This window comes from Mucilaginibacter aquariorum, from assembly GCF_024498135.1.
GTDB lineage: Bacteria > Bacteroidota > Bacteroidia > Sphingobacteriales > Sphingobacteriaceae > Mucilaginibacter > Mucilaginibacter aquariorum.
Map to the genome: position 1 here is coordinate 1 of NZ_JANHOH010000018.1, position 17,463 is coordinate 17,463.

Consider the following 17,463-nt stretch of genomic DNA (forward strand, 5'->3'; position numbering starts at 1 on the left):
AGGTGATCCGGGCATTCTTCAGTTTGGCCAGTTGTTCTTTGAATGTTGTTTCCTTTTGTTCCGGTTCGTAGCCATCGGTCCCATTAAGCACTATATGTACCACCTCGATCGCGAACTTCAGCACCCGGCTTAACTCCGACAGGTAGCCGATGGCAGCCAGGTCATGGTCCGTAACGGCCACTTTGGCGCCCTCCGCGGCGTATAATAGCGCAATGGCTTTGCCGATACCGGAACCCGCCCCGGTTATCAGGGCAACTTTATTTTCCAATGTTTTCATGGCGTTCTTTATTTTCGAATTCACACGGTTTGCAGATCAGCAGCATTCCATACGGTCTATAAAGATGACGTTAGCTGTTTCCCTGGGATGCGGCTCAGGTTTTTCATCACCATATCCGATGATCACCGCTAAGTGCACGGTTTCTGCATCGGGCACCTCCAGTTGATGGTAGAGCGGCGTCTGTGCGATGAACTTGGCAAACCCGACCGGGCAGCTGTCCAGGCCAAGCGATATGGCAGCCAGCATCATATTCTGCGCGCACATACCGATATCCAAAGCCGCCCATTCGTTATCCTTGGGAGCGGTGATAAAGATGACCACAGGCGCGCCGTGAAACACCGGATCGGGGCTTTTGTCGTGCAGGGCCTGTGGTAATTCGTGCAGCAAGGTCCTGACCGCGGCTACCGGGTGTTTAAGCAATTCCCGGAACAGGACTTTCGGCGTGACCTTTGCGATCGCCTTCGAAAAGGCAGCAATGGTGTCCTGATGCGTAGCAATATAGAATTTCCAGGGTTGCCTGTTCATAGCGGATGGCGCCATGCGGCCCGCCGCCAGGATCTGATCCAGGAGTGCCTCTTCTACCATATCCGGGCGGTATTTCCTGACCGCTCTTCTTTCGAAGATGGTTTTTAAGGTTTCGTTAGTTAAATTTTCCTTGATTAATTGAGTTTCCATGGCGTTTGTATGATTAACAGGTTCGAAAGATCTCCGGAAAAATACCTTCCCCCGGAGGCGGGAAATCGTAAGGCGATACCCGGGACTGTTTTTCCGTTTCCATAGCGGGGGCTTCTTCCGGGATCTGCGGCAGGCCGGGTGCTGCCGGAGGCCTGACTTCAGGCGGCTGTTTTACCGGCGGTACCTCATTTGGAACCTTGATGCTTCGCTTTTTCATGAGTGGTCAATTGTCGTTATAGGCAAAATTAACCTCATAAGAGCCCGGCAAAGATGACCCTGGTCAGCCTGCGAAATGATATTCATCAGGCGGGAACAAAGAAAATAAAACAAAAAACAACATTTGGAATGTGCTCACCGTATACATTGCCTACTCCCCGGACCTCGATAACTTTATTACGCCACAGTGCGTCCTCCGAATCGATCTATTCCGATCATGGCCCTTTCAAGGCGCTTGTTTTAACGAAGACCTGACCGTCTAATAAATTTTCCGCTATGAAAAGAACCATTTTACTGATCGAGGATAAAACTCCTCAACTTTGAATACTTCACCATCAACGTACCAAAAGCCTGGGAGCAAATTAAGTTAAGAGGAGAAGACTCATACGTTGGTGAAATAAAGATCGACTCCAATAAAGTTGTTTATTTTGATTTAGGATGGTATTCTAACTCTCTAAATGAGGACGATGATCGGGAAGATTATATGATTGAGAGCGGAAATATTTATTTAAGAGATACTTCAAAAGTTGTTAAAGGAAAGCAAACTTATAACTATAAATATCTTGATACAGCCACAGAGGGTAAATCTCCAAAAGGTACGGCAGAATAAGATTGATTGGATAAATATTGACGGCTATAAAACTAAACTGGCTTTATCTAAATAATCAACCAATGGTATAACTGGGATATACATTGACAGTTTGTGGAACGCCGGAAATAGCAGAGATAGGTTTATGATGAGTTCATATCGACTAACAGAAGCCCAACGAAAGAATTAATAAATGCGTTTAAATCGCTAAAGTTTTATAAAGCTCCTAAATGTAAATGAGCCTCAAATTATAAAAATATTCGGATTGGTGGTTTGTGTGACCATTCTTTCAATAGCTCAGATCAATTTCAGATTCGTTCTCTAATTTTTTTTCCTCTGCACACACCTACCACATTACCGCTTAAACAAATGAAGCTCAAAACAGGAAAATTGTCAAGGGCCGCGGTAATAGCAGCGGTTTATTATACCCTTGACTGTTTTCCTGTGTCGCTAACTTTGTGATTGCGGTGTTGTGGTTTTTTTAGGCGCGGCTGAAAGGCAGGCGTGTATGAGGAACGAATACTTGCCTGTGTGGAACAGCGAGGCTGGCTGCGAAATGGAACCCGGCGCATAGCGCGTGGTGCAATGCAGTAACCTGCCGTAGCGGAGTGGCCTCGCTATCATAAACACGTCACTTATTTGCCTTCACCTTTTCCAGCTTTTGCTTAGCCTCCTTTTGATCTTGTTCCGCCTGCGCTGCTACCGCTTCAGCAGCAATGATCGCCTGCTGTTTGACCATTGCTTTTTCAGCCTTGTCTATAAAGCCCTTGGGGTCTTCTGTCAACTTTGCATCTATGGTCTTAGCTACTTCAGGATAAAGCGCCCTAACCAGCCAGAAATTATAGGCTTCGCGATTTAAGCGGTCATTTTGATGATAGAAATATAATGCCGTGCCGATCGATCCGGCCATTGTTACAAAACAAACTACCAGGCAGATGATCAAATTCTTTGACCAGGCACCTAAATGATGACTGTTTTTCACGCGAATGACTTTCGGGACTGTTGCTACAACATCTTTCAATTCATCGATCTGCTGTTGTATTTTTTGATCGTTATACCGCTTGTTAGCCGTTTCAATCCGTGCTGAGATCATTTCCAATGTGCCCCTGTATTGTTCCAGAAAGCTTTTCAAGAACTCGGCTATACTGGTCTCCATCACACTGATCCTACCGGCAAAACCCTGGATCAGTTCTTCCATGATATTTACTTTCTCTTCTAATTCTTCATTTTGCATAAAAATTCTTTTTAGGTTCATTCTAATCGTTAATTCATCTACCTGCTTATACCCTGTGACTGGGAATGTTCCGCTTCGTGCTTCTTCCGTTTTCTGCGGGCGATATCTGCGTCACCCGTTGGATCGGGCGGTCCCGCGACAAATTGTGGTTCCAGCAATACTTCCAATATGCCTTTGCCCGCGCTTGGGTTATGGCTGTATTCCGCTTGAACGCTCTGCCGGATTGAATCACGCAGCTGGTTAGCAACAAATGGTTGATTTGATTCCCTTGCCGCATGATATTGCTGTACCTGCTGGTTCCGATTTAAAGTCGAGGCGATCCGGGCAAAACTCAAATTCCGGTCAACATCGGAACCTTTCATTTTGATATTGCCTTTTTCAAAGGATATGCCTTGTACTTCATTGGTACCGCTACGGAATTTATAAGCAATAGTAATTCCCTGTCTGGCAAGCTGAGCTTCCAACTGTTTCCAGTTAATGGCTGTTTTCATGCCTGCTTTAATAGCATCGTATAATTCGTACCGGATCTTCTCTTTGCCCTTTAGTGCCTGGCGGTTCACCAGATCTTTTCCTTCACCTATGTGATAGCCGTATTTCAGGGTGATCTCCTTACAGGCTTTGACATTTTTAGCGAAGTTATTTTTGTCGCTAATGGTCTTGCCGTTATTATCCACCCTGTTGTAAATCAAGTGAAGATGTGGGTGGGCCCGGTCACTGTGGCGCACGATTACATACTGTGTATCTCTAATACCCACTTTCTCCATATACTCTTTCGCCCGCTCCACCATGATATGATCGCTTAATTTGAGTAGGTCTTCTTTGCTCCAGCTGAGTACCAGGTGCCCAACTGCTTTACCTAACTCCAGTCGCATTTTACGTTGTAGGTTAAAATCCTTAATCATGGCAGATGCGTTCTGCATTCGTACACCTTCGACAGATAATATTTTAGCTTCCGGCTTATTCACCACATAGCGAACACACCCGCCAAAGCTTCTCCCGGTGATCGGCTTACCCATCATGGCTGCTAAATTTTGTAATTAATTCTTCTACCTGTTTTAGTATGGTCTGGCATTTCATAGCAAGCGTAAAGAGGCCTGCCACATGCGCCAGATGGGTCAACTGGTTAAGGTTATTTGCTACCCCCGCCAACATCCGGAACCAGCCGGTTTCTTCTACAGTGAAGCGCGGGAAAACCTTGGCGTTTTTCGCAGCTCTTCGAAACCACTCACTGGGTTTCAGCCCGGCATTTTTCGCTCTACCCTCTATCAGGATTCTTTCCGTTGGGGTTAAGCGTACCATTAAAAAGTCACTCCTTCTGATCGTCTTTTTCGGTCTACCGGGTGTCCGCACTTTTGTTATTGTTTTATTTTCAGTAGTTGCTGTCATGTGTTCGTTTCGTTTTTTGATGCTTTAAAAACCGACCAACGGGAGCGAGTTCCGAACCAACCCAACGGGGCGGGTTCGGGTTTTTGTGTAGCAAAAACATTAACTCGCTCCTTACTGCCGGATAAAAGACCGCTATCCCCGCAAGCGGGAATAGTCGGTATAGCTACATATCTCAAACTGCTTTTAAACCAGTAGCTTTTAAGCCATCAGGCCAATAAACAATACTGCCTTTTGCCGGGTGAAAAGATGGCTGGTAACGGATATAACCATACTCATCCAGTTCCCTGATGCACTTGTGGTAAGTAGCAATGGATGCGATTTTTGAATATGACATTACCGTTTTTCGGGTTATAGCAAAAGGGCTAATAAAGTCACCCCGCTGCCAAAAAATAAATAAAGCCGTAAACAGGCTTACATGAGTTGCTAGGACCCGTTTGTCCGTTCCCATGCGTTTAATAGTGTCGCTGTAACCGTTTAATTCTTTTGAGATAATCATTGTCGGTTCTCCTCCAATACCTTGTTAATATCCTCTAACTTGTAATACATGATGCTGCCCATTTTGGTAAAGCGTAGTGTACCGTTGATGCGTAAGTTCTGTAAAGTGCCTGGTGAGATATTCAGCATCTTTCTAACCTCGCTGCTCTTTAGCCATTTTTTAGGCTGGCTCTGTCCCGGCTGTACAATCTGTTTAATCTCTTTTAATAAATCTTCCAACCGCCTTAAATCTTCTCTTGTGACCAATTCCACATTCATCTGTCATCCTCCTTTTAATCTTTGATAGTTTGTTGCATGGCATTGAGTACCTCACTTTTTTTGAAGTACACCCGTTTATGCAGGCGCAAATAGGGTAAGCCTTTTTTCATCCAGTCGGTAAGCGTTACCAATGACACGCCGAGTTCGGCGGCAAGCTCCTGTTTGGATAAAAGCTTTTCCGAATCCAGCGGCTGGATGGCGCCTGTTTTAAAGTGTTCTTGTAGTTCTGCCCTGACTGCATCCCTGATGCATTGGCTTAGGGCGTTTGTGCTGAATATTTCCATAGCCTTTGATTTGAAATCAAATAACTGGCAAAAAGGCTATTTTTCGTTACCACGCAGATTCGCGTGGTTAAATTGGAGTGGTTTGAGTTAAGTTGAAATGCTGCGCAATTAACTCATTATCAATAAAATGATAGATGTTGACAAACTAAGGGGCAAAGCAAAAAAGCGAGCTTTATCCGCTTCGCTTTTTCGCTTCAACTATTTGAAAAAGCTGTGATTTAGTGGGAACTGCGGCTGACCTGCCGCTGGGTTCGTCAGGGTTGCCGGGGAAATATCGCCGTATGGTTTCAAATTTAATTTCCTTATTGTCATGCCTGAAATTCTTACAGATCATCTTTGTCCAGACAGTTTGTGTTTGTGAAAATACAAGTTCCTTACCATTTAATTCTAAGCCTTGCATCTTCTTGGCAAGGTCAACTACGGTCAAAAGATACCCCTCCTGAATATTAATAAAGTCTTCAGTTTCTAATTTCCTCGCGGCTTTAAGTTCTTCTTTCAGCTCTGCGTTTTGTTCTTTCAGGATTCTGATTTCACCCTCTTTATCTGCAATTATCTCGTCTTTGGTTCGGCCTGTATTCCATTGATCAATAGTTTTTAGGTAAGCTAAGAAACTTTTTAAATGCTGTTTATTTCTGAACTCCATTGCATGCCTGGAAGTGTAGCGGTTTTTTACTTTCAGTTCGGCGGTGGCATCGTCAATTATTTCCCAAACGTGTGTGAAAAATTCTTTTTCTTCGGCATCGGGATAAAGCTTTAGAAAATAATCGAGATGATATTGATAAAAGGCAGGAAATCCTGCTTCCTGCTTATCATATAATCTGTATAAGAAATGATTGTCTTCGTTATCTTTTGGCCAAAACAAGGGGCGGCCTATATCGTTGGTGTCTTGGGAAAAATCAGCCCAATGACGATGTTTAAAATATTGTGCTCTCATAAACCTGTTTCTTAGATAGATAACAAATTTACTATAAAGCTTTGTTTTAAAATGATTCTTAAAAACCGTCGGGTTTAAAGCCAATCGCTTTGCGGGGCGGTTGGTTGTCTTTTTTATCGATTAGCTCGTCAAGATATCGGAATACTATTTCCATATTCTTATCCTGATTATCAAGCTTGGATTTTATCTTTTCAATAGCTAACCAAACTTCCGTTTGTTCAGCGTAAACCTCTCTTAGCCTAACAAAAACATCTATAATCCGAATACTTACCTGGACCGCGCTTTCACTTTTAAGCACATTAGACAACATTAAAATGCCATGTTGTGTAAAAACAAATGGCAGGTATTTGGAATGTTCCCCTTTCTTTAATGTCGCATTTTGCGACCTTAGAAGTTCATTTTCTTCTTTTGTCAACTCAAACATATAGTGGTTTGGAAATCTGTTAAGATTTCTGTTAACCTGTTGCTTGAGTTTTTTGGTTTCTGTACCATACAATTCCGCCAAATCCTTATCAAGCATCACTTTTTGTCCTCTGATGTAAAATATCTTAGTCATAATGACTCCATCAGTTATAATTTGATTTTCCATTTTAAAATTTATTGTATGATTAATAAAATTCTCTAAGGTCACAAAATGTGACCTTAGAGATCTAAAAATTAAATTCCGGCGTATTTCTGTCTAATGGCGGCCATGTCGTGGCTAACTTTTAAATCCAATATTTTAGCGTAGTGCTGTGTAGTTTTAATATTGGTATGTCCTAACATTTTGCTTACGCTCTCTATAGGTACACCGTTTGATAGTGTAACGGTAGTGGCAAAAGTGTGTCGGGCAATGTGAAAAGTCAAAGGTTTATCTATACCACAAATGCCCGCTATCTCTTTTAAATAAGCATTCATTTTTTGATTGGTACTGACCGGAAGAGCTTTACCTAAATTACTGCAAGCTGGATGACCTGTGTATTTATCAAGTAGAGTTAAGGCAGGTGGTAATAATGGAATACGGCTTGGGGTGTCTGTTTTTTTACGTTTTGTGAATATCCACATTTCTCCGTCCAGACCTTTGACAATTTCGTTGCGTTTAAGCTTGTTTACATCAGCATAAGCTAAACCCGTAAAACAGCAAAATAAAAAAATATCCCTTACCTGGTTTAAGCGCTCTGTTGAAAATACTTTGTCGGCCATAGCTTGCAAATCATCTCCATTCAGAAAAACCCTGTCAACCTGCTTAATCCTTATTTTGTAATTGATAAATGGATCTTTGTCTAACCACCCGCTTGATAAGCAAATGCCAACGATTTTTTTGAAATTCTTTATGTATTTAAAAGCAGAGTTATTAGCACAATTGCGTTCTGAACGGAGATAAAACTCATAATTGGTAATAAAATCATGGTCGATTTTTTTAATATCTATATCCGACACTTTGTATTGCCACTGCAAATAATCTTGGGTGTGTTTTAGTGAGGTTTGATAGCGAATCGACGTACCAGCAGCATATTCTTTACCAACTAATGCGGCAACTTTCTTATTGTGGTCTTTAAATATATCTAAAAGCATTCTTGTTTTTTCGCTTTTACCCAATAATTTATCCCTAAGAGTTTCAGCGGTAATACTGCTTTTCACTTCGGTCAATTGACTGTGTGCTTCATAAACTTGTTTTTGCAACGTGTCTAAATAGGCATTAAAGGATTTGGTGTCCTCCTTAGTTCCTTTTAATCTTCCCGCAATGCTGTTCCATAGAGAGGGCTCACATTCCCGACCTGTAGTAGTTTCGGAACGCTTACCGTTTACGGTAATACGTAGATAAATCGGCACCAGGCCGCTTTGATAGTTTTTTGGCTTTTTTAAATAAAAAAGCAAGCTGAAATTAGTTTTCATAATGTTTTAAGCATTAAAAAGTGAAACAAAATTAAGCTTGCAATCACATCTGTACAAGATGTTCAAAATTTGAACATCTTGATTATCAAAGTAATAGATCGTTTTGGTGAGTAAGAAATTTCTAAACTTACTCACCGAATTACGCTCCTCTTTATTGCGAATTGGCGAATAATATAGCCATTTGATTAAAAAACAAAAGCCTGCAATCATTTGATTTGCAGGCTTTTTGTCTGTTTTAACATTGAATTAAGTGGAGCCGGAGGGATTCGAACCCTCGTCCAAACATGGTATAAGTAAAGCTTTCTACATGCTTAGCTGTTATTTAATTGTAGGGATTAAGGAAGGTTAACCGCTTACCTGTACCGAAATCCTTAGGTGTTTTGTTTCGCTTGCTTACCACACCTTAAGCAGGCTATTCTCATTTTTCGATGCCCCGGTTGCCGATCCAATGAGAAGGAAAACCGGCGGGACAAAAGCTATGCTAATTCTAAATTAGGCAGCTAAGGCGTAGTTATTTTCGCCATTTGTAAGTTTGAGCGTTCAGATTTAAGCGCTAATTCACCCAACGCGCTGCATGCTTACTTAGTTATCTCCATCCTGTCAATTCCGGTCGACCCCATTTTGTAGAGTTGGCAGTTTTTAGTTGCCAGTTTGCAGATATTACAAAAGTACAAAAAATATACCATAAGGGCTTTATTGAAGTTATAATGCAGTTAATGACATTATTGTCGCCAATTACAAACCATTAACTGCCAACTGTACGCCCCGGATATGCCTTTAAACCTTCTGCCAAACAAACCATGGCCTTATTCAGGTCGTCGTTGTTTAATACGTAGGCCATTCTTACTTCGTTAGCTCCTGCTCCCGGGGTGCTGTAAAAACCTGTAGCAGGTGCCATCATAACTGTTTGGTTTTCGTAACTAAAGCTTTCCAGCATCCACTGGCAAAACTTATCGGCGTTATCAATCGGGAACTTCGCCACTACATAGAATGCGCCACCCGGGTTAGGGCAGTAAACGCCTTCTATTTTATTAAGGGCACCTACCAATATATCGCGGCGTTTGGTGTATTCTTTATTAACGGCTGTAAAATATTCATCAGGAGTATCAACCGCGGCCTCACCTGCAATTTGCTCTACCATACCTGCCGATAAACGCGCCTGGGCAAATTTTAATCCTGCAGCCAGTACCGCTTTGTTTTTGGTGAGCAAGCAACCTAAACGGGCACCGCAGGCACTGTAACGTTTACTAACGGTATCCATTACAATCACGTTTTCATCCAGGCCATCTAAATGCATTGGCGATATAAACTTGCGCCCGTCATAACAAAACTCGCGGTATGCCTCATCCGAGAATAAGTACAGGTCATACTTCAATGCCAAAACCTTTAATGCGTCCAGTTCTTCCTGCGAGTACAAGTAACCGGTAGGGTTATTGGGGTTGCAAATAATGATGGCCTTAGTTTTAGGCGTGATTAACTTCTCAAACTCACTGATAGGTGGCAGGGCAAAACCATTATCTATGTAAGATAAGATGGGTTTTACCACGATATCGCTCTGGTTTGCAAAGCCATTGTAGTTAGCGTAAAATGGTTCGGGAATGATCACCTCATCGCCCGGATCAAGGCAGGCCATCATACCAATAGTTATTGCTTCAGATCCGCCTGTAGTAACAATTATATTTTCGGGCGTAATGTTGTAACCCAGTTTGTTATAGTATTCTGTAAGCTTTTTGCGATAGCTCAGCGTACCTTCAGATGGGGTATAGGCCCATACTTTAAAGTCGATATTTTTGATGGCGTTCAGCATACCCTCGGGTGTTTCAATATCCGGCTGGCCGATATTAAGGTGGTATACTTTTTTACCTTCAAGCTTAGCTTTATCAGCAAAAGGTGTTAATTTACGTATAGGAGATGCGGGCATCCGCTGCCCTTTTTGCGAAATTTTTGGCATGCGCAAAATTAGTAAAAAGATGTAATACACCTTTTGTAAAATCTATGCATACATAACATTATTTAAGGGCACAAAAAAAGGCACCGATAAATCGATGCCTTAAATGCTTTATAAGAGGGAAGCTTACTTACTGCTAACAGGTGCTTTCGCAACTACTTCGCCCACAATATTTAAATATTTTGTAGGTGTTTTAGCGTTTGAAGTAACTACAATGGTTTTATTGAAAGCCGAAACTACAGCTGCATTGTAGGTGATTTTGATTGAACCTTTAGCACCTTTTAAAACAGGTGTTTTAGTGTAATCAGCAATAGTACAACCGCAGGTAGGTTTAACTTCGGTTAAAATTAACGGCTCGGTACCAACGTTAGTAAATTCAAATACAGTAGTAACCGGGGTTCCCTGTGCAATTTTACCAAAATCGTGCTTTTCCTCGTTAAATTTAAACTCGGCTTTTTGATCGCTTTGGGCAGATGCATTAAAGGCAAAACCTAAAATCACCGCGCATATCAATAATATTTTTTTCATGTTACGTGTTTGATTATTACAAATATAAAAGGTTTAACCTAAATACAAAACTATTGTAAAAACTATATGTTTTACATCTACCAATACAAATAACAGAATAGAATTTCCTAATTTTACCGCCTAAACAAAATTTTATATGCCCGAAACTGTAATACACACAGGTAGCAGTACAAATGCTTCCGAACTCAGTTTTGACGATTTTAGAAAAATTGTGATCAATGATTACCGTGTTGGCTTCGAAAGCCGCCAGGCCAGTATTATAGGCAGGCGCGAAGTGCTTACGGGGAAGGCCAAGTTTGGCATTTTTGGCGACGGAAAAGAAGTTGCCCAGTTAGCTATGGCCAAGGTTTTCCGAAAGGGAGACTGGCGTGCAGGCTACTACCGCGACCAAACTTTTATGTTTGCCACCGGAATGAGCAACCTTAAAGAGTTTTTTGCACAGCTTTATGCCAACCCGGATATTGAAAAGGACCCGGCATCTGCAGGCAGACAAATGAATTGCCATTATGCAACACGTTATGTTGATGCCGATGGTAACTGGACAAACCAGGCCGAAACCATGAACTGCGCCGCCGATATTTCAACCACGGGTGGCCACATGCCGCGTTTGCTGGGTTTGGCTTACGCGTCAAAGCTATATCGACAGAATAAAGAATTGGAATACCTGAAACAGTTTTCTGTTAATGGTAACGAGGTTGCTTTTGGCACCATAGGTAACGGTTCAACATCCGAAGGTCTATTTTTTGAAACCTTTAATGCTGCCGGTGTACTGCAAGTGCCTATGGCAATTTCTATATGGGACGATGCCTACGCTATATCAGTACCTGCAAAGCTGCAGACCACAAAAGAAGATATATCAGAAATATTAAAAGGTTTCCAGCGGGATAAAAACGCCGATGGGTACGAGATATTTAAAGTACGCGGATGGGATTATGCGGGCCTTTGCGAAACCTACGAACGCGCCATAAAAATTTGCCGTGAAGAGCATGTGCCCGTATTGGTACACGTTATTGAAATGACACAGCCGCAAGGCCACTCTACATCGGGCAGCCACGAGCGTTATAAATCAAAAGACAGGTTAGCCTGGGAAGAAGAGCATGATTGCCTTTTGCAAATGCGCAAATGGATGATTCAATCGGCCATTATTTCTGTAGAGGAAGTTGATGCCTTAGAGGCTGAGGCCAAAAAATATGTACGCAATTGCCAGCGTGAAGCCTGGAGCGAACTGGAGGATGAGATAAAAGCGGAAATGGCTGAGGCTGTTGAGTTGATAGACATTATCGCGCAGCAATCTGCCAAACGCGATGAGTTAGTCGGCTTGATGTCGTCACTGCAAACTTGTGTTGACCCGGGCAGGCGCGATACCATTGCCTGTGTACGCAAGGTTTTACGCTTAACTGTTAAGGAAAATTCTGAAGCAAGGCAAAACCTTATCAATTGGTTAGCTGCCGAAAAAGATAAAAATGTAGAACGCTTTAACTCAAAGCTGTTTACTGATACACCAAAGTCGCCGTTATATGTACCGGTTGTAGCACCGCAATACGCGGATGATGCTAAGCTGATGGATGGTCGCGAGGTATTAAACGCTTGTTTTGACGCCAATTTTGAGCGCGATAAAGCTATCGTTGCTTTTGGTGAAGATGTGGGCTCTATAGGTGACGTGAACCAGGGCTTTGCCGGTTTACAAAGCAAATACAGCGACCTGCGTATTACTGATACCGGCATCCGCGAAGCTACAATTATAGGGCAGGGGATGGGCTTATCCATGCGTGGTTTACGCCCAATTGCCGAGATCCAGTACCTGGATTACCTATTATACTCTATCACTGTTTTAAGTGATGACCTGGCCAGTTTAAGCTACCGTACCCGCGGCGGGCAACGCGCGCCTTTAATTGTGCGTACCCGTGGCCACCGTTTAGAAGGGATCTGGCACTCGGGCTCGCCACTTGGTTTGATATTGAATGCCATGCGTGGCATGCATATCTGCGTTCCGCGCGATATGACACAGGCTGCAGGTATCTATAACACCCTGTTGCGTGGCGACGAACCGGCTTTGGTTATTGAATGCCTTAACGGTTATCGTTTAAAGGAAAAATTACCGGCAAACGTAGGCGAGTTCACCGTGCCGTTGGGCAAGGCCGAAATAATAAAACAAGGCAGCGATGTTACCGTGGTTACCTATGGTTCTACCCTGCGTATTGTTATGGAAGCCGCCGAAGAGCTGGAGAAGATGGGTATCAACATAGAGGTGATTGATCCGCAAACATTATATCCTTTTGATACCGATAATCTTTGTGGTACATCGCTGCAAAAAACCAATAAGTTACTGGTGATTGATGAAGATCTGCCTGGTGGTGGCTCTGCATATATCCTTCAAAAGGTTATCGAGGCACAAAACGGTTATTACTCGCTTGATTCGCAACCAAAAACCCTTTGCGCCGCCGAACACAGGCCGCCTTATGGTTCAGATGGCGACTACTTTAGCAAACCATCACATGATGATGTTATAGAAGCCGTTTATAATATAATGCACGAAGCTAACCCGGGTAAGTATCCTGCGATATTTTAAGAACGGAATCAACTGATGGTCAATAGGGTTTTAGCGGTTCTTTTATTAAATCTTTTACCTATACTTTGCTTTGGGCAGCAGGTGGATTTTATGTTTGAAAGAAAACCGTTAAGTATAGTTGATTCTTTAGAAGCTAAAGCCGGAGGTAAGACTTTTAATTATAATTATCAAATAAGTTTAGCTAAAGATTATGTGTCAGGTATAAGTGGTTTTCAACTCGCTAATCCTAAAGTATATATTAGAGACTTTAACCCTTTTAATGGTAATGCTAGTTATTTTTTTTCGTTGCCGGATAGTACCTTACGCCTGGTTGAATATAATTGGGGCGGTAATAAACAGAACGAAGATGAACTTCGAAAACTATTTAATAATAACAAAGAGTTTATAGCTGCACAAATCCAAAACCAACATCCACAATTTAAAGAAACTAATACAAGTGAGGATGATTGGGTTGGCTTTAATGATAATTGGGAAACAGATAAAATGTACATAAATCAGTTTATTATTCTTGGAGCCGGTACTTATCGTGTTCGTGTAAACATCAGCTGGAAATAAGTTCAAAAATCAAAACAAATCGCTTGACTTTATTAGATACTTTAAGGCCTGATAATTACCAGGATTTTTTTGCAATAAAGCCGCTGCCTGATTTTTTGTTCACTACGATTTATGACGTTACAGGTAAAGTTTGCTATATTCACTAAATGAAAAAAAAGCTTTTATGCGTGATTATAATAGCGGCATCGTTATTTACGGTTGGGGGCGCTTTTGCGCAGCAAAAAAAGCAAATGGTGAGGCTTGCAAAAATCCAGGTAGACCCTGCACAATTAGAACAATATAACACGGCACTTAAAGAGCAGATGACGACAGCCGTTAAACTTGAACCGGGCGTATTAACCTACTACGCTGTAGCCGATAAAAATAACCCGGCGCATATTACTATCCTGGAGATATATGCAGATACTGCCGCGTACCAATCACATATACAAACATCACATTTTAAAAAGTACAAGGCCGCCGTACAAAACATGGTGAAATCATTAGAGCTGGTTGATGTTGATCTTATCGGAAGCGCCTTGAAACCCAGGCAATAACATCATACAGGAAGATGGATTTGTTATAGAGCCCTTAAAGTGGGTGATCTTATCTAACTATGTTACCTGCTGCTTTTCTCCGGCAAACCTGTTTATTACCATCGCGGCAGCTGTATCACCGGTGGCGTTTAAAAGCGTGGCTACAGGGTCAATTAATGTGCCGATGATAATGGCGGGTGGCAGGGCTTCGGGTGGGAAGCCGTAAGCCGATATAAACAACAGTTCGCCGATGTAACCGCCGTTAGGTATGCCGCCTTCAACAATGCTTACCAATACGGTCATACCCAGCGCCAGGATAATTACTTCCGCGCCGTCGAAACCCCTTCCAAACATGGCAAACACCACCGACATTTTCAGGATAGAAGAAATACTGGAGCCATCCTTGTGTAAGGTGCCTAACAGCGGGATAGTTATTCCGGAGATAGCATCAGTTATGCCCATTTTTTTGGCGGCATCTAAATTTGCGGGTATGGTAGCAATACTACTGCATGTACCCACTGCAGTAGCCGAGGGGATAATGTTGTTTTTCCAGTATCGTTTGATACCCTTTATACCTCCTGCAATAAAGGCATAGAGGCTGTAAAACACCGCGTAGTAAAACAAACTTACGCCGTAGCCAATGCCCAGCACATGAGCATAAGTGCCAAATAACGATGGACCAAACACGGCAACCTGATAAGCAAAATATGCCCCTAAACCTATCGGGCCGGCTTTCATAATAATACCGAACACATGCTTAAATACCTCGTTACCCGCGTTTAAAAACTGAACAAATGCTTTGCCTTTTTCAGCCGCGCTGCGTGCACCAAAGCCGACAAGTATGGCAAAGATGATCATGGCCAGCATATTCTTACGCGATAACAGGTTGAAAAATTCACTGGTGGTAAACAGTTGGGTTATCTGGTCACCAGACAAGTTTTTGCTTATTTCTGCAGGCGTGGCACCAGCCGCCGCGAATGACGTTTTCCCTATTGGAAAAACCCATAAAGCAACGATGGTGAGCAGGGCCGCCATGATCAATGTGCCCAAAAATACAGCCGACATCACACCCATAATACGTCCTAACTTTTGCGAACCCTGTAAATTGGCAATGGCCGAAGAAATGGCAAAGAACACCAAAGGTATCACGGCAACAAACAGCAGGTTCAGGAATATATCGCCTATAGGTTTTAATATTTCCGCCTTTGGCCCCAGCACTATGCCGGCTATGCTACCCGCAATAATACCGGTTATCAACCAGATCATCCCGCTATAATTTTTTATCCAGTTACTCATTTATTTGCCTGCTGTATTGCTGTGAACTAAACGGTAGAAAGGTAAATAATATCTCCCTTAAAATATCTATTCATGTAACTTATTTCTATTTTTGCGCATGCCTAAAACAGGCTGTTATATTATACAACTATGGATACTACATTTTCAGCAATCGCAAATAACATTAAGGCCCGTCGTACTATAAAACCGTCAACCATGAACGGTAATAAAATACCTAACGGGCATATAGCTTCTATATTAGAACTTGCCGACTGGGCGCCTACACACGGTTTAACCGAGCCTTGGCGTTTCATCGTTTTTGAAGACCCTAAAACTTATTGCGCGCAGCATGCCGAGTTGTTTAAAGCTGCCAATCCGGGCGAAAGCTTTAACCCAACAACATATACCAACCTGCAAAATCAGGGTAACAATGCATCGCATGTTATTATTGCTTACCAAAAACGTGGCGATTTACCAAAGATCCCTCAGTTTGAAGAAGTAATAGCTGCATCGTGCGCGGTACAAAACCTTTTATTAGGTGCTACGGCTTTAAATATCGGCGCTTTTTGGAGTACAGGCGGTATGGTTTTAAAGCCCGCTTATGCCGAGCATTTTGGCTTAGGTGCCGAGGATAGCATTTTAGGCGTTTTGTTTTTAGGTTATACAGAAGAACATCCCGAAGGCAAAAGAAAAACACCTATCGAAGATAAGATCACCTGGAATAAATAATAATTCCTGTTTTATTTTCGTTCCTCATTAGTTGTTTAACATTAACCTTTCAGTAAAAAATTTTCTTAAAAGTGGATGATTAGACTGCTGTGACAATATTTTTGGCTTTTTTGCGTATATTTGTATTAATTAAAATCAACTAATAGTACATCATTAGTGATTTGTTACCAAATTTAAACTAACCATTAAACCCAATATTTATGAGGAAACACTTGTGGTGGATCATTGGCGCTTTATTGTTATTTTCTATAACGGTTATCAGTTGGAAACCGACAAGCGCGATCAAGACAAATAAAAATATAGTTAAAACATACGGTGCGAAAGAAGTTTTTGCACAGTACGTTTCAGATATTTATAACACAGCAAACCTGCAACAAACAGGTATGGATGTGGCTGTATTTCAAAAAGCGGTTACAGGTTTTTTAAACCTTAAGCTGGCTAATAAAATATCCCAAAACAGCAATATTATCACTGTAGTCGATTTTACAAAATCGAGCCGTGAAAAACGTATGTGGATCATCGATATATTAAACAAATCGTTGGTATTAAACACATGGGTTGCTCATGGGCAAGGCAGTGGCGATGATATGGCCAACCGTTTTTCAAATAAGGACGAGTCGCACCAAAGCAGCTTAGGTTTTTATTTGGCGAGCGAGGTTTATATGGGTAAACATGGCCGTTCGTTAAAACTGGATGGCTTAGATGCAGGCATAAACAGTGCTGCACGTGCACGCGGTATTGTTATACATGCTGCAGATTATGTTTGCCAGAACACTATTAACCAGATAGGCAGATTAGGCCGCAGCTTTGGCTGCCCTGCAGTATCGCCTGAAGTATCTGATAAGGTTATTAATACTATTAAAGGCGGCACTATGTTGTACATTAATGGTAACGATAGCAATTATACTTCGAAACTGCTGGACGAAACAGCACCTGCCAACTTTGTAACGCCCGACACTACAGGGGCAGCTGCAATGGCATCGCTTTAAACAAACTAACTGAATCGTCCTGAAATAAGTTGACAGATTTTACGATAGTCCCAGTTACGAGAGTAGCTGGGATTTTTGTTTATAAACACTTTGTGGTGTTTTCATTTTCAAAGATAAGTGTGGCCGGCGATT

The 17,463-nt window shown here is 42.0% G+C and carries 20 protein-coding genes and 1 other RNA gene; 5 read left to right on the plus strand and 16 right to left on the minus strand.

The genetic code is table 11. The features are described 5' to 3' along the window. The 15 genes from NPE20_RS26630 to NPE20_RS26700 form a co-directional block, all read right to left on the minus strand. Window positions 1–277 (minus strand): SDR family NAD(P)-dependent oxidoreductase (locus NPE20_RS26630; protein WP_256541766.1); only part of this gene is annotated, 277 nt, incomplete at its 3' end. Window positions 278–313: 36 nt separating this feature from the next. Further along, window positions 314–952, minus strand: coding sequence for a nitroreductase family protein (locus tag NPE20_RS26635; RefSeq protein WP_256541767.1), 639 nt, complete (start codon window positions 950–952; stop codon window positions 314–316). Between the two features lie 13 nt (window positions 953–965). Further along, the gene (locus tag NPE20_RS26640) at window positions 966–1,169 is read right to left on the minus strand and encodes a hypothetical protein (protein ID WP_256541768.1); all 204 of its coding nucleotides are present in this window, start codon (window positions 1,167–1,169) and stop codon (window positions 966–968) included. Window positions 1,170–2,388: 1,219 nt separating this feature from the next. Beyond that, on the minus strand, window positions 2,389–2,991 hold the full coding sequence (locus NPE20_RS26645; protein WP_256541769.1) for a hypothetical protein: 603 nt from the start codon (window positions 2,989–2,991) through the stop codon (window positions 2,389–2,391). A 38-nt stretch (window positions 2,992–3,029) separates the two neighbouring features. Next, entirely contained in the window at window positions 3,030–4,010 is a 981-nt protein-coding gene (locus tag NPE20_RS26650) for a relaxase/mobilization nuclease domain-containing protein (RefSeq protein ID WP_256541770.1), read from the minus strand. Then, on the minus strand, window positions 4,000–4,377 hold the full coding sequence (locus NPE20_RS26655) for a plasmid mobilization protein (protein ID WP_256541771.1): 378 nt from the start codon (window positions 4,375–4,377) through the stop codon (window positions 4,000–4,002). The genes NPE20_RS26650 and NPE20_RS26655 overlap by 11 nt, the downstream gene beginning before the upstream one ends. A gap of 172 nt (window positions 4,378–4,549) precedes the next feature. After that, on the minus strand, window positions 4,550–4,711 hold the full coding sequence (locus tag NPE20_RS26660) for a hypothetical protein (protein ID WP_256541772.1): 162 nt from the start codon (window positions 4,709–4,711) through the stop codon (window positions 4,550–4,552). A 158-nt stretch (window positions 4,712–4,869) separates the two neighbouring features. After that, window positions 4,870–5,130: a helix-turn-helix domain-containing protein gene (locus NPE20_RS26665; RefSeq protein ID WP_256541773.1), complete on the minus strand. Its 261-nt coding sequence runs from the start codon at window positions 5,128–5,130 to the stop codon at window positions 4,870–4,872. A 14-nt stretch (window positions 5,131–5,144) separates the two neighbouring features. Next, complete coding sequence (locus NPE20_RS26670; RefSeq protein WP_256541774.1) at window positions 5,145–5,414, minus strand: helix-turn-helix transcriptional regulator; 270 nt, start codon at window positions 5,412–5,414, stop codon at window positions 5,145–5,147. Window positions 5,415–5,586: 172 nt separating this feature from the next. Next, window positions 5,587–6,348, minus strand: coding sequence for a hypothetical protein (locus NPE20_RS26675; RefSeq protein WP_256541775.1), 762 nt, complete (start codon window positions 6,346–6,348; stop codon window positions 5,587–5,589). A 58-nt stretch (window positions 6,349–6,406) separates the two neighbouring features. Beyond that, entirely contained in the window at window positions 6,407–6,937 is a 531-nt protein-coding gene (locus tag NPE20_RS26680) for an ORF6N domain-containing protein (protein WP_256541776.1), read from the minus strand. A gap of 68 nt (window positions 6,938–7,005) precedes the next feature. After that, window positions 7,006–8,223, minus strand: coding sequence for a site-specific integrase (locus NPE20_RS26685; protein WP_256541777.1), 1,218 nt, complete (start codon window positions 8,221–8,223; stop codon window positions 7,006–7,008). 248 nt (window positions 8,224–8,471) lie between these two features. After that, window positions 8,472–8,841: a transfer-messenger RNA gene (gene ssrA / locus NPE20_RS26690) on the minus strand. 127 nt (window positions 8,842–8,968) lie between these two features. Then, complete coding sequence (locus NPE20_RS26695) at window positions 8,969–10,174, minus strand: pyridoxal phosphate-dependent aminotransferase (RefSeq protein ID WP_256541778.1); 1,206 nt, start codon at window positions 10,172–10,174, stop codon at window positions 8,969–8,971. Between the two features lie 123 nt (window positions 10,175–10,297). Then, window positions 10,298–10,699 carry a DUF1573 domain-containing protein gene (locus NPE20_RS26700; protein ID WP_256541779.1) on the minus strand — a complete coding sequence of 134 codons (402 nt, stop codon included), beginning with the start codon at window positions 10,697–10,699 and terminating at the stop codon, window positions 10,298–10,300. A gap of 136 nt (window positions 10,700–10,835) precedes the next feature. Here NPE20_RS26700 and NPE20_RS26705 point away from each other — a divergent pair, with 136 nt between their 5' ends. The 3 genes from NPE20_RS26705 (at window position 10,836) to NPE20_RS26715 (ending at window position 14,359) form a co-directional block, all read left to right on the plus strand. Next, window positions 10,836–13,268 carry an alpha-ketoacid dehydrogenase subunit alpha/beta gene (locus NPE20_RS26705; RefSeq protein ID WP_256541780.1) on the plus strand — a complete coding sequence of 811 codons (2,433 nt, stop codon included), beginning with the start codon at window positions 10,836–10,838 and terminating at the stop codon, window positions 13,266–13,268. Window positions 13,269–13,283: 15 nt separating this feature from the next. Beyond that, the gene (locus NPE20_RS26710) at window positions 13,284–13,823 is read left to right on the plus strand and encodes a hypothetical protein (protein ID WP_256541781.1); all 540 of its coding nucleotides are present in this window, start codon (window positions 13,284–13,286) and stop codon (window positions 13,821–13,823) included. A gap of 146 nt (window positions 13,824–13,969) precedes the next feature. Further along, entirely contained in the window at window positions 13,970–14,359 is a 390-nt protein-coding gene (locus NPE20_RS26715; RefSeq protein ID WP_256541782.1) for a putative quinol monooxygenase, read from the plus strand. 57 nt (window positions 14,360–14,416) lie between these two features. Here the strand turns inward: NPE20_RS26715 and NPE20_RS26720 are convergent, their stop codons facing one another. Further along, window positions 14,417–15,634: a dicarboxylate/amino acid:cation symporter gene (locus NPE20_RS26720; RefSeq protein WP_256541783.1), complete on the minus strand. Its 1,218-nt coding sequence runs from the start codon at window positions 15,632–15,634 to the stop codon at window positions 14,417–14,419. 129 nt (window positions 15,635–15,763) lie between these two features. Here NPE20_RS26720 and NPE20_RS26725 point away from each other — a divergent pair, with 129 nt between their 5' ends. Further along, window positions 15,764–16,342 carry a nitroreductase family protein gene (locus NPE20_RS26725; protein ID WP_256541784.1) on the plus strand — a complete coding sequence of 193 codons (579 nt, stop codon included), beginning with the start codon at window positions 15,764–15,766 and terminating at the stop codon, window positions 16,340–16,342. A 200-nt stretch (window positions 16,343–16,542) separates the two neighbouring features. Beyond that, a complete protein-coding gene (locus NPE20_RS26730; protein ID WP_256541785.1) occupies window positions 16,543–17,331 on the plus strand; it encodes a murein L,D-transpeptidase catalytic domain family protein in 789 nt (262 codons plus the stop codon). Window positions 17,332–17,463 lie beyond the last annotated feature (132 nt).

Excerpts from the sequence above, each read along its gene's own strand:
- NPE20_RS26635 (WP_256541767.1), bottom strand. The coding sequence starts at position 952 with ATGGAAACTCAATTAATCAAGGAAAATTTAACTAACGAAACCTTAAAA.
- NPE20_RS26640 (WP_256541768.1), bottom strand. The coding sequence starts at position 1,169 with ATGAAAAAGCGAAGCATCAAGGTTCCAAATGAGGTACCGCCGGTAAAA.
- NPE20_RS26645 (WP_256541769.1), bottom strand. The coding sequence starts at position 2,991 with ATGCAAAATGAAGAATTAGAAGAGAAAGTAAATATCATGGAAGAACTG.
- NPE20_RS26650 (WP_256541770.1), bottom strand. The coding sequence starts at position 4,010 with ATGATGGGTAAGCCGATCACCGGGAGAAGCTTTGGCGGGTGTGTTCGC.
- NPE20_RS26655 (WP_256541771.1), bottom strand. The coding sequence starts at position 4,377 with ATGACAGCAACTACTGAAAATAAAACAATAACAAAAGTGCGGACACCC.
- NPE20_RS26660 (WP_256541772.1), bottom strand. The coding sequence starts at position 4,711 with ATGTCATATTCAAAAATCGCATCCATTGCTACTTACCACAAGTGCATC.
- NPE20_RS26665 (WP_256541773.1), bottom strand. The coding sequence starts at position 5,130 with ATGAATGTGGAATTGGTCACAAGAGAAGATTTAAGGCGGTTGGAAGAT.
- NPE20_RS26670 (WP_256541774.1), bottom strand. The coding sequence starts at position 5,414 with ATGGAAATATTCAGCACAAACGCCCTAAGCCAATGCATCAGGGATGCA.
- NPE20_RS26675 (WP_256541775.1), bottom strand. The coding sequence starts at position 6,348 with ATGAGAGCACAATATTTTAAACATCGTCATTGGGCTGATTTTTCCCAA.
- NPE20_RS26680 (WP_256541776.1), bottom strand. The coding sequence starts at position 6,937 with ATGGAAAATCAAATTATAACTGATGGAGTCATTATGACTAAGATATTT.
- NPE20_RS26685 (WP_256541777.1), bottom strand. The coding sequence starts at position 8,223 with ATGAAAACTAATTTCAGCTTGCTTTTTTATTTAAAAAAGCCAAAAAAC.
- NPE20_RS26695 (WP_256541778.1), bottom strand. The coding sequence starts at position 10,174 with ATGCCAAAAATTTCGCAAAAAGGGCAGCGGATGCCCGCATCTCCTATA.
- NPE20_RS26700 (WP_256541779.1), bottom strand. The coding sequence starts at position 10,699 with ATGAAAAAAATATTATTGATATGCGCGGTGATTTTAGGTTTTGCCTTT.
- NPE20_RS26705 (WP_256541780.1), top strand. The coding sequence starts at position 10,836 with ATGCCCGAAACTGTAATACACACAGGTAGCAGTACAAATGCTTCCGAA.
- NPE20_RS26710 (WP_256541781.1), top strand. The coding sequence starts at position 13,284 with ATGGTCAATAGGGTTTTAGCGGTTCTTTTATTAAATCTTTTACCTATA.
- NPE20_RS26715 (WP_256541782.1), top strand. The coding sequence starts at position 13,970 with ATGAAAAAAAAGCTTTTATGCGTGATTATAATAGCGGCATCGTTATTT.
- NPE20_RS26720 (WP_256541783.1), bottom strand. The coding sequence starts at position 15,634 with ATGAGTAACTGGATAAAAAATTATAGCGGGATGATCTGGTTGATAACC.
- NPE20_RS26725 (WP_256541784.1), top strand. The coding sequence starts at position 15,764 with ATGGATACTACATTTTCAGCAATCGCAAATAACATTAAGGCCCGTCGT.
- NPE20_RS26730 (WP_256541785.1), top strand. The coding sequence starts at position 16,543 with ATGAGGAAACACTTGTGGTGGATCATTGGCGCTTTATTGTTATTTTCT.